The following is a 12143-nucleotide window of genomic DNA, read 5'->3' on the forward strand; positions in this document are numbered from 1 at the left end:
AACTCGCGCCGCTGTTCAAGCAACGCTTCACCACCCCGGACACCCCGCCCGCCGAGCGCGAAGGCCCCACCGCTTATCAGCGGTTCTTCAGCCAGTTCGTCAACTACGCCGACCGCGCGGACTATTTCAGCCAGTTCACCGAGAACGCCCCAGAGACCACCTTCGTCCAGGAGCTGGCCCCCTTTGCGCCTCTGCTGGATCAGCTACGCCAAGCAACCGACCCCTTTTACATCTTCAATAAAGTCAACACTCTACCTCCACCCCCCGCGCCCAGGCAGGTGCCCAACCAAGACCCCTTCCTGAACCCGATCGTCACGCCGCCGGTGCACACCGGCCTTTTCTGGCCGGACGACTTCGACCTGTGGAACTACCTCTACGAGCAACACCGCGCCAAGCTGTATGCCGACGCCCGCGCCCACGCCGTGCCCACCGCAGACGTGGATGCAAGCGTACGCTCACGCAAACTGGCCCAGCTGCTCAATATCGGCATGCTGCTGTTGACCGGCGTGTCGATGTTCGTACCCGGGCTGGGCGAGGTCATGATGGGGGTGATGGCCAGCCAACTGCTGTATGAAGCCTTCGAAGGCGTGGTGGAGTGGGAGGAAGGCGATCGCAAGGCAGCCAAGGCCCACTGGTTGGATGTGGTACAGAACGTGGTGCTGCTGGCCGCCATGGTGGGCGCAGGCAAAGGCCTGGCCAAACTGACGGCGGTACCGGCCGAACCGGTGGTCGAGGGGTTGCAACCCGTTACCCTGCCCAATGGAAAAACCCGCTTGTGGAAACCCGACCTGAAACCCTATGAAACGCCGGTCAAGCTGCCACCCGATGCCCGGCCCGATGCGCATGGCCTGTACACACACGAAGGGCAGACGTACCTGACGCTGGAGGACCGGCAGTATCAGGTGACCAAAGACCCGGACACCGCCGCGTATCGCATCCAGCACCCGTCCCGACCCGAGGCCTACTCACCCGAGCTGACCCACAACCACGAAGGCGCCTGGCTCCACGAGGGTGAAAACCCGCAGGCCTGGGACGATGCTACCGCACTCAGGCGCCTGGGCCATACCACCGAAGGCCTGGAGACTGAACAGTTGCTCAAGGCACAAGAGGCCAGCGGCGTTTCCGCCAACGCCTTGCGCGAAGCCCACTTTAATGGCGAAGCCACCCCCCTGCTGCTGGCCGATTCGTTGCAGCGCTTTAAACTCAACCAGGACGTCAGCGCATTCATCCAGCAACTCAAAAGCGCCGACCCCGCCGTCTACAGCCAGGCTGACCTGGGCCTGCAACTGGACCTGATGAAGCGTCGCGGCCTGCTGTCCAGCACCCCGCCGCTACGGGTTGTGGATCCCCAGGGCAAAGTCCTGTGGGAGGATATACCCCATCCTTCATCGCCGTTCAGGCGTGCGGTTTATCTCAAGGAGCAACATTTGGCCCGTGGCGAGGGATTGCGTGAGGTGCTGTACACGCTGCAGGACACCGACCCACAGCTGCTCGACATCCCGGGCCAGCCCCAGGACACGCTCGACACTCGGGCCACCGGGCTGCGCCAGGCATTGGGTGAATTCGTCGAGAGCATCAAGCCGTCGTATCTGGAAGAGCGCTATCAGACACTCACAGCCAGCAACGATCCCGACATACAGCGCGTACAGCAGGCTTTCCCCAAACTGCCGACGCGCATCGCGGGGCAATTGCTCAAAGAGCTGAGTACCGAGGACGTGACCACGTTACGCAACACCGGGCGCCTGCCGGATACGGTGGCTGGACTGGCACGCTGGGCCGAGCAGGAAACCCGCGTGTCTCGGGCCTATGAAAACTTGCACCTGAATACGCCGTCCGAGCTCGACAGCCAACGCCTGGTCCTGCGCACCCTGGAGACCTTGCCGGGCTGGCAACGGGGCACCCGCGTGGAGTTACGCCTGCACTCACCCGACGGCCCATTGCTCGACGCGATCGGCGAGGCCGGCAGCACGCCAGGCAAGACGTTGGTCCAACTGGAAAACGGGCAATTCAAAGGGCCGGATTCGACGGATATGTACCAGGCCATACTGGACACACTGTCAGCCGGTGAACGTCAGGACCTGAAGCTGTTCGACGCCCACCAACTGCGCGATGCCATCGCGGCCAAGCCCTTGCCCCGCGACACCTTGCGCACCCTGCTGTTGGAGCATCCGGTGCGCAAACCCACTTACGACGCCACCCTGCGCTTGCTGGGGGGCGGGCGCGGCTACGACATGCTCAGGGCGCAGTTCAACAGCCCGGCACAGCGGGTGCGCAGGCTTTACCCGTCTTTCAGCGATGCAGAAGTCACCGCCTTCATCGAGTCACTGGGCAGCGATACAAGCCGCCAGCTGGCCCTGAGGGAAGCCGAGTACAGCCAGCTCAAAGCCGACTTGAAGCAGTGGGTCAAAACCAACATCCCACGTGTGGCTTCCAGCGACTATGAACGAACGGGCGGGTACAGCGCGGTGGTTGCCAAGGATATCAAGCGCTGCTGGCGCCGTGAGACAGGCACCTCGCTGAAAATCGTCAGCGGCATGCCCCTGGACCTGCCCGCGCTGACGGCAGACTTCAGCCATGTCACCGAGCTTGAACTGTTAACCCGACGCTGGTCGAGCAATGCTCAAACCTTTCTGGGCAACTTCACCCAACTCAAAAAGCTGAGGCTGGAAAACTGCGACCTCAAAGCACTGCCCGAAGGGCTCGAGGCAATGCCCCGCCTCACCCATCTGGAGCTGAATGCGAACAATCTGGTGCTGACCCCGCAAAGCGCCGCCCGTCTGAGCGCTTTGCGACAGTTGGAAACCCTCGATCTTTCGGGGAACCGCCTGGGTACGTGCCCGGATTTCAGCTTCATGTACAGCCTCAGACGACTGAATCTGTCGTTTACCCGGCTTGATCAATGGCCGGTGGGCCTACGGGACAAAACCAGCCTGACCTCTCTCGACCTGAGCCACAACCAGCTTCGCGAAGTTCCCGCGGTACTGCTCGAGCCGCCGCCCGAGCAATTGGAGGCCATCGCCAAGATCAACAGCGTCACCTTGCTCGACGACAACCCGCTTCCCGACGCCTATCGCGAACGCTTCGACGCCTACTGGAGGCGCCTGAGCCAACAACGTCCGGACCTGATCAGGAACACTGACGCCTTCGATATGCGCAACCCGCTGCTTGAACGTGCGCGCACGCTGTACCCGAACCGCAGCCGCCTGGAGAACCGGCGGTTTATCTGGGGGCTGGGGAACGGCGCCGAAGCAGAGTTGCTACGCCTTGAGCAAGAATTCCAGGGGCTCAATAGGCAACTCGATACCTGGGCCTCAGCAGGCGGCAACCTGAACAGCCGCACCGGCAGCGGCTATGTGCGCACCCATCAGCGTTTGTTGAATGCCCTGGCTCAAGATGATCGCTACCTGGCCAAGGAACGCATCGTCCAATGCTGGCGCAAGGAAACGCCGATGCAACATGCTCACGATGGCACCCCCATCGGCCTGGAACTGGACCTCAGCGGCCTGAACCTGCAGAGCCTGCCGGAACTGGATGCGGACTTCAGCCACGTTGGCTCGCTCAAATTGACCAACATGCAGTTGAGCACCAGCCCCGAGCAGTTCCTGCTGCGCCATCGCGGGGTGCGCTGGCTGGACCTGTCGCAAAACCAATTGCGCGAGCTGCCGACAGCCCTTGATGAGATGAACGGGCTGACCCGTCTGTTTTTGCACGAAAACCAGATTCAGCTCACTACGCAAACTGCGCAAGTGCTGGCCCAACGTACAACACTCAGGCTGTTGAGCCTGGGCAACAACCCCTTGCGCATCGCTCCGGATTTCAGCGCTATTACCGACTTACGGGTGCTGGTAATGCAGAATTGCCAACTGGAGAGTTTCCCTGGCGGGCTCGGCGCACAACCGTTACTGACAAAGGTCGAGTTGGCGAGCAACCGCATCACCAGCCTTCCCGACTCGCTCATCAACCCTACGGATGAACAACTGGCGCAGTCCGTCCGGCTCACCCGGGTGACCGGCCTCAGTAACAACCCGCTGACCGAGGCGGTGCGCCAACAGGTGGATGTCTACCAGACGCGGCTTGAGCTGGCGGGCCACAGCTCGCTTGCACAGCCCAACCGGATGGTTACCTCAATAGTGGAACAGAGGCTGCCACTGATGGTGCAAGTTCCCGACCTGGTACAGGCAAAACGCTGGGTAAGGGACCTGTCCCAACAGGAACTAGCGAAACGCCACAACCAATGGTGGCAACTGCGAGAGCTACCCCACAGTGACGGTTTCTTCGCGATGCTCAATGGCCTGGAGGAACTGCCCGAAGGCCATGCAGACTTGCAGGCCCGAGTCTGGGCGGTGATCGACGCCATGACGCAAAACACCGCCGAATCCGAAGCGCTGCGGGCACAGGTATTTGAATGGGCGGGCCGGCCCACCTGCTGTGACCGCGCCGGGTTGTCGTTCAGCAACGTGGAGGTCATGACCATGGTGCACAACGCCAAGTTGATGGCCGGCGATGTGAATCAGGGGGCTACCCTGATCAAGCTGTCCAGGGGGTTGTTCCGCCTCGACGAAGTGGAAAAAGCCGCGCTGAACGATATCGCCCGGCGTACCCAAGCGATCAATGACAACCCCGCCTTGTCGGCCGAGGAGAAACCCTACAGATCAACCGGCTGGAAGAAGTTGAAATCCGCCTGGCCTACCGTTTTGGGCTCAAGGACGCCGACCAGCTCGACTTGCCGGGCCAACCGCAGACGGCGCGATACACCGGCGGCAAAGTTAAACCAGAGGTCTTGCAAGACACCCGCGACAAAATTCTCGCACTGAACAATTCACCGGCTGAATTCCAGGCGTTGGTCGCCAGGGATTTCTGGCAGGAGTACCTGACTCAGAAATACCAGGCGCAGTTCGAAGCGCAGAGCCAGCCGTTCCATCAAAGCCTGGGGGCCTTGTACGACCAGCGCAGCGAGGGGCGGTTGACCGAGAAGGTCTACGACCAACAGGCCAAGGACTTGCAAGCCCAGCTTGCCATCCAGGAAGCCAACCTGATCGAGACCCTGACACGCACAGAGTTGCGAGCCAATCCGATCACCTGACCGCCCGGTGCCAGGGCTGCACGCTCTGGCATCGCTTGACCTATCTACCCCGGCAAACGCCAACAGGCATGGTCTGCTGCGCACTTCATCATTGCAGGAGTGCACCCATGCCCGTTTTATCCACGGCGGATCAGACACCGCCCCCCGTGTCAGACAGCCAGCACCACGCCTTGCTCGAAAACGCTGTACCCGATTGGCTGAAAAAGGCCACCGCGTCACAAAGGGATGCGCTCAAAACCGCCTCCACGGAATTGCCCGATTGGTATCAGCGCGCCCCGGCGGCCCGACGCAGCGCCTTTGAAACCAGCATCGCCAGCCAATTCGCCGCACAGAGCCAATTGGACACTACCTTGTCCAGGCTGCAAGACCTCGACACTTTCGCCCGGCCCCTGTTGGTCAACGCCTTGAAAGATCGGTTCAACGTCGAACTAGATGTCGACAAGACCTTCATCCGGCTACGAAAAACCGTGTCTATCAGCGAGTACTACATTCCCGCCGGTTGGTTCGAAGCACTCAAGCTGCCGCTGCTGCAAGCGGCTTTGCACAACTTCGAAGCGTCGGAATGTGAAGCCGGCGCGTTTCATTCGTCTTCGGGGTTCGTGGTCCTGGCGGCGAGCGGCGACTGCTATAACCCCATCACCACGACCTTGACCGTGGAGCAATTCACCGGGCTGTGTCGTTCGCTGGATATCGGCGCGAAATACCAGGCTTACCTCAAGGGTTTCCTGGAGCCCGATAACGCGGTGGCGCAGGCCGTCCTGCAGGAACGCTTCACTGCCGCGCACAAGTGCGCCCTGCGCGCGGCGGCTGAGCAGGCCCTCTTGAAAAATGACATCACCGAGGCCGACTACCGCATGGTCTTGTCGGTGATCGCCGGAGAAAAGGAGCCGGTGCTCAACGGCAAGCGCATCTGGTTGCGCGACCTGAGCCTGGCACAACATCGACTCACCGGTGTGGTGGTGTTCCTGGTCAGTGGCGAACTTCATAACGGGAGCGAGTTGCTGCTGTACGTTCCCGGCGATCCGCAGGCCCCGCTCAAGCGCTATACCCTGGGCCAGCTAAAGCCCCTGTTCAAGCAACGGTTCACCACCCCTGACACACCGCCGTCAGCGCAGGATGGGCCAACCGTCTACCAGCGCTTCTTCAGCCAGTTCGTCGACTATGCGGAGCGCGCGGACTATTTCAGCCAGTTCACCCAGAACGCCCCGGACACCACCATCCTCCAGGACCTCGCGCCCTATCAGGCCCTGATCGATCAAATACGCCGGGGGATCGACCCGTTCTACATGTTCAGCACGGTCCACCCAATGCCACCGCCTGCGCCGCCCCGGCAAGTGCCCAATCCGGACCCTTACCTGGACCCGGTGATTACGTCGCCGGCACACGGTGGATGGTTCTGGGGTGAGAACCTCGACCTGTGGACCTACCTCTACGAACAATATCGCGCCAGACTCTACGCCGACGCCCGCGCACACGCGGTGCCCACCGCCGACGTGGACGCACGCGTACGCTCACGCAAGCTGGCCCAGCTGCTCAATATCGGCATGCTGCTGTTTACAGGCGTGTCAATGTTCATACCGGCACTGGGGGAAGCCATGATGGCGGTGATGAGTACCCAGCTGTTGCTGGACACCTTCGAAGGGGTCAGGGAATGGTCGGAAGGTGATCGCAAAGCGGCCAAGGCACACCTGATTGATGTGGCGCAAAACCTGGTGATGCTGGCGGCCATGGTGGGGGCGGGAAGAGGCTTTGCCAAATTGATCCCGGTGCCTGCCGAGCCGGTCGTCGAAGCGACGTTGCCGGTGATGTCCACCGATGGCAAGACCCGCCTGTGGAAACCCGACCTGGCCCCTTACCGGGCGGGGGTCAATCTGGCACCGGATGCCCAACCGGATGCACAGGGGCTGTACCGCCACGAGGGGCAAACGATTCTGCCGCTGGAAGGCCACCCCTACCGGGTAACGCATGACGCGCAAAACGCCGAATACCGCATTGCGCACCCGACACGCCCAGAGGCGTACTCACCCAGGCTCACGCAAAACCACGAAGGAGCATGGCGTCACGAGGGCGAGCATCCCCTGGACTGGGACGACACTACGGCGCTCAGGCGCCTGGGCCATACCACCGCGCCGCTGGACACCGAGCAATTGCTCAACGCCCAACACGCCAGTGGCGTCACCGCCGATGCCTTGCGCGAAACCCATATGAACAGCGACACCACGCCGCTGCTGCTGGCCGATTCGTTGCAGCGCTTCAAAATCCACCAGCAGGTCAGTACATTCATCCAGCAGCTCAAAAGCACTGACCCCTTCGTGTTTCCCAAGGCTGACCTGGGGGCTCAACTGGACCTGATGAAGCGTCGCGGCCTGCTGTCCGGCTCCCCGCCGCTGCGAGTGATCGACACCGAGGGTCGCGTGCTCTGGGATGACGAGCCCTCACTGCCGTCCCAGCGCAGGCGCATAGTCCGGCTCACGGAGCAGCAGTTGGAGCGCGGCGAAGGCTTGCGCGAGGTGCTGGGTACCCTGCAAGGCACCGACCCCGACCTGGTCGACATACCAGGCTCGCCCCAGGACACTCTGCCCATGCGGGCCGCCAAGCTGCGCCGGCAACTGGGTGAGTTTGTCGAATCGATCAAGCCCTCGTATGTGCAGGAACGTTACCGCCAACTGACGGCCAGCACCGACGCCGATGTGCAGCGTGTGCAGGACGCCTTTCCCACCTTGCCGACGCGCATCGCCGAGCAACTGCTCAGCGAACTCAGTGCCCAGCAATTAGAGGCCTTTCGCGCCAGCGCGCGCCTGCCGGACACGCTCGCCGAGCTGGCGCAGTGGGCCGAACAGGAAACCCGGGTATCCCGGGCCTATGAAAACCTGCACCTGAACACACCGTTCGACCTCGATAGCCAGCGCCTGGCCCTGCGCACCCTGGAAACCCTGCCAGGCTGGCGCCGCGGGACCCGCGTGGAGTTGCGCCAGCGTATGCCTGGGGATGCCGAGGACCTGTTGCTCGATGCCATCGGCGAGGTGGACAGCACGCCGGTTAAAACCCTGGTGCAGCTCAGTGACGGGCAGTTCGAAGGCAACCCTTCCACGGATGTGTACGACGCCATTGTCAACGCGTTGTCACCCGGCGAGCGTATCGACATGAAGCTGGCCGACGCCGCGCAATTGCGCGCCGCCATCCAGTCCCAGCCCTTGCCCCGCGAAGCGTTGCGTGCATTGTTGCTGGAACACCCGGTGCGTAAACCTGCCTACGACCCCACGATGCGCCTGCTCGGTGGAGGGCGCGGCTTCGAGAAACTCAAGGCCCGGCTCAGCAGCTCAGCCCAGCGGGTACGCAAGCTCTATCCGTCTTTCAGCGACGCGCAAGTCGACACCTTCATTGAGTCAATGGGCAGTGATGTACGGTCAAAACTGACCCGGCGCGAAGCCGAATACCGCCAGCTCGAAGACGACCTGAACACCTGGGTCGAGGCCAACAAGCCGCGTACGGCGGGCTCCCAGTTCGACCGCGCCGGCGGCTATGCCGGCACGGTCGCCAGGGACATCAAGCGTTGCTGGCGCCGGGAGTCCGGCACTGCGCTTAAATTCATCAGCGGCATGCCGTTGGACCTGCCCGCGCTCACGGCAGATTTCAGCCATGTGACCGAACTGGAACTGCACACCCGTCAATGGAGCGCCAACGCTCAAACCTTCTTGAACAATTTCACCCAGGTTGAAAAGCTGAGCCTGGTCAATTGCGAACTCACGACAATCCCCGAAGGGCTTGATCGGATGCCCCGGCTGACCCAGTTGCGCCTGAGCCAGAACAAGATCGTCCTGACCCCGGACAGTGCCGCGCAACTCAGCGCGCTGCACCCGTTGGAAAGCCTGGAGCTCTCGGGAAACCGCCTGGGTCGCACTCCGGACGTCAGCGCCATGCACGGGTTGAAAAGACTGGACCTGTCCTATACCGGAATCGAGCAGTGGCCGACCGGCCTGCAGGACAAAACCGGCCTGGAATTTCTCAACCTGCGCGGCAACCGCCTGCGCGAAGTGCCCGACCTGTATCTCGACCCACCTCCCGAACAGTTGGAGGCGATTGCCGGGATCAACAATGTCACCTTCCTGAAAGGCAACCCGCTCCCCGACACCTACCGTTCGCGTTTCGACGCTTACTGGCGGCGCCTGGGAGATCAGCGTCCGGATTTGATCAAGACCCATGATGTTTTTGACATCAGCAACCCGCCGCTTGAACGCGCGCGTGCGTTGTACCCGAATCGCAACGCGCTGGAGACCCGGCAGTTTATCTGGGGCCTGGGGGAAGGCCTGGAAGCAGAGTTGCAACGCCTGGAACGGGAGTTCGCCCAGCTCAACACGCAGCTCAATACCTGGGCTTCCGCTGGCGGCAATGTCAACAACCGCACCGGCACCGGTTACGTTCGCACCGAGCAGCGTGCGCTGAATGCTCTGGGTCGAGATGATCGTTACCTCGCCAAGAATCGGATCATCGCCTGTTGGCGCAAGGAAACGCCGGCCAAACTGGCCTTCGATGGCACCCCCATCGGCCTGGAACTGGACCTCAGCGGCCTCAACCTGCAGAGCCTGCCGGAGCTGGATGCGGACTTCAGCCACGTCGGCTCGCTCAAATTGAACAACATGCAGTTGAGCACCAGCCCCGAGCAATTCCTGCTGCGTCATCGCGGGGTACGCTGGCTGGATATATCGCAGAACCAACTGCGCGAGCTGCCGGCGGCGCTCAATGAGATGAACGGGTTGACACGCTTGTGGCTGCACGGCAACCAGATCCAGCTCAGCGCGCACACCGCTCAGGTGCTGGCCCAGCGGTCAACGCTTCGCCTGTTGACCCTGGCCTACAACCCCTTGCGCGTCGCTCCGGACTTCAGTGCCATCACCGACATGCGTACGTTGAACATGCGCAATTGCGAACTCGAGAGCTTCCCGACCGGGCTTGGTGCACAACCGTCGCTGGTACAGATCAATCTGGCGGGCAACCGCATCTCCAGCCTCCCCGAGGCCCTCATCAATCCACCTGACGAACAACTGGCGCAGTCCTCCAGGCTCACTCACCTCATCGAGTTCACGGGCAACCCGCTGACCGAGGCGGCGCGAGAGCAGCTGAACCACTACCGGGCGCGGCTTGAACAGGCGGGCCTGAGCTCGGTCGACCACCCCGACAACCTGGTCTCCTCGGCACTGCGGCTCTTGCCGCCGCCACGCCCCCAAGCCATCGATCAGGCGCAGGCGCGGCGCTGGATGCAAGCAATGTCCCCCACGCAGATCAGCACCCGCATGGCCCAGTGGGAGCAACTGCGCGCACAGCCAGGCAGTGACGGCTTCTTCGCCATGCTCAAGGACATGCGAGAGGCCACCGCCGGCCATGCAGACCTGCAAGCCCGGGTGTGGGCGGTGATCGATGCCATCACGCCAAACACCGTGGAATCCGCGGCGCTGCGCGAGCAGATGTTCGAGTGGGCCGGACGTCCGACCTGCTGTGACCGCGCCGGGCTGTCGTTCAGTAACGTGGAGGTCATGACCATGGTGCACAACGCCAAGGCACTGGCCAGCGATGTGAGTCAGGGCGCCGCGTTGATCAAACTGTCCAGGGGGTTGTTGCGCCTCGATGAGGTGGAAAAGGCCGCGCTGCAGGACATCGCCCGGCGCACCCAGGCGATCAATGACAACCCCGCTTTGTCGGCGGTCGAAAAAGCTCAGCGGATCGCCCTGCTCGAAGAGGTCGAGATCAGGCTGGCCTATCGCTTTGAGCTCAAGAACCCGGACCAGCTGGATTTGCCGGGACAACCGCAGACAGCGATCTTTACCCGCGGCAGGGTCAGCGCAGAGGCCCTGAAAAAGACCCGCGAGGACATCCTCAAGCTGAACGATTCGCCGGCCGAGTTCCAGGCCCTGGTCTCTCGGGATTTCTGGCAGGAGTACCTGACCCACAAGTACCGGGCTCGGTTCGAAGCGCAGAGCGAACCTTTCCACACCAGCCTGGAGGCCCTGCACCGCCAACACGCCGAGGGCCGGTTGTCCCAGGCCAACTACGAGCACCAGGCAAAGGACCTGCAGGCCCAACTGGCGATCGAGGAAGCCAGCCTGATGGAGACCCTGACACGCACAGAGTTGCAAGCCAACCCCGTCACCTGACTCACCGGGCGCCGGGGTTCGCACCCTGGCGCTGTTTTATCTACCCCAGGCGCCGCCCACTGACGTGATCTGCTGTCTGCTCCCACTACCTCAGGAGAGACCGCATGACGGTTCAACCTTCGCCCGTCGAAGCCACTACCCCCGTGTCGAAAAGCGTGCACGATACGTTCCTCAAGAATGCCGTGCCCGATTGGCTGAAAGAAGCCACGCCGCAACAGTTAGATGCACTCAAGACCGCGCCCGACGCAATGCCAGACTGGTACCAGCACGCCTCTGCGGCGCAACGCCAGTCGCTTATGGACTGCATCACCGCCGGCTTCACGGCTCAGAGCGCGCTGGACAACGTCATGTCCCAGTTGCAGGACATCGACACCTTCGCCCGGCCGTTGTTGGTCAAGGCCCTCAAGGATCAGTTCAAGGTCGAGCTGGACGTCGACAAGACCTACATCTGCCTGAGAAAGAGCGTGACGATGGGTGTCTTCAACGTCACCGCCGGCTCGTTCGAGGCGCTCAAGCTGCCGCTGCTGCAAGCCGCCCTGCACAATTTCGAAGCCGCGGAATGCGAAGCCGATGCCTTTCATGCCTCCTCGGGGTTCGTGGTCCAGGCGGCGACTGGAACCGGCTTTGACCCCGTCACCACCACGCTGACCGTGGAGCAATTCACCCGCCTGTGCCGCACGCTGGATATCGGCACGCAGTACCAGGCCTATCTCAAGGCGTTCCTGGAGCCCGAAGACGCGGTGGCGCAGGCCGTGCTGCGCAACAAATTCACGGCCGCCCACACGACCGCCCTGCACGTGGCCGCCGAACAAGCGTTGATGAAAAAAGACATCAGCGACGCCGAATACCGCATGGTGCTGTCGGTGGTCGCCGGTGAACACGAACCTTTACTGAACGGCAAGCGTGTATGG

At 62.2% G+C, this 12143-nt stretch carries 3 protein-coding genes and 1 pseudogene; all 4 read left to right on the forward strand.

Features of this window, described 5'->3' with window-relative positions; all coding sequences use genetic code 11:
• Nucleotides 1–2708: 2708 nt before the first annotated feature.
• Nucleotides 2709–4544, forward strand: a pseudogene (locus BMX59_RS30930) (NEL-type E3 ubiquitin ligase domain-containing protein); the annotation flags it as partial.
• Between the two features lie 137 nt (nt 4545–4681).
• The gene (locus tag BMX59_RS29880; protein WP_256573013.1) at nt 4682–5083 is read left to right on the forward strand and encodes an NEL-type E3 ubiquitin ligase domain-containing protein; all 402 of its coding nucleotides are present in this window, start codon (nt 4682–4684) and stop codon (nt 5081–5083) included.
• Between the two features lie 107 nt (nt 5084–5190).
• The gene (locus BMX59_RS29885) at nt 5191–11232 is read left to right on the forward strand and encodes a dermonecrotic toxin domain-containing protein (RefSeq protein ID WP_175486729.1); all 6042 of its coding nucleotides are present in this window, start codon (nt 5191–5193) and stop codon (nt 11230–11232) included.
• Between the two features lie 104 nt (nt 11233–11336).
• Nucleotides 11337–12143, forward strand: an 807-nt coding sequence (locus tag BMX59_RS29890; protein ID WP_371914397.1) for a dermonecrotic toxin domain-containing protein, incomplete at its 3' end; no start/stop codon positions are given.

It is taken from the genome of Pseudomonas sp. NFR09 (genome assembly GCF_900111535.1).
In the GTDB taxonomy this organism is placed as follows: domain Bacteria; phylum Pseudomonadota; class Gammaproteobacteria; order Pseudomonadales; family Pseudomonadaceae; genus Aquipseudomonas; species Aquipseudomonas extremorientalis.

Excerpts from the sequence above, each read along its gene's own strand:
- BMX59_RS29885 (WP_175486729.1), top strand. The coding sequence starts at position 5,191 with ATGCCCGTTTTATCCACGGCGGATCAGACACCGCCCCCCGTGTCAGAC.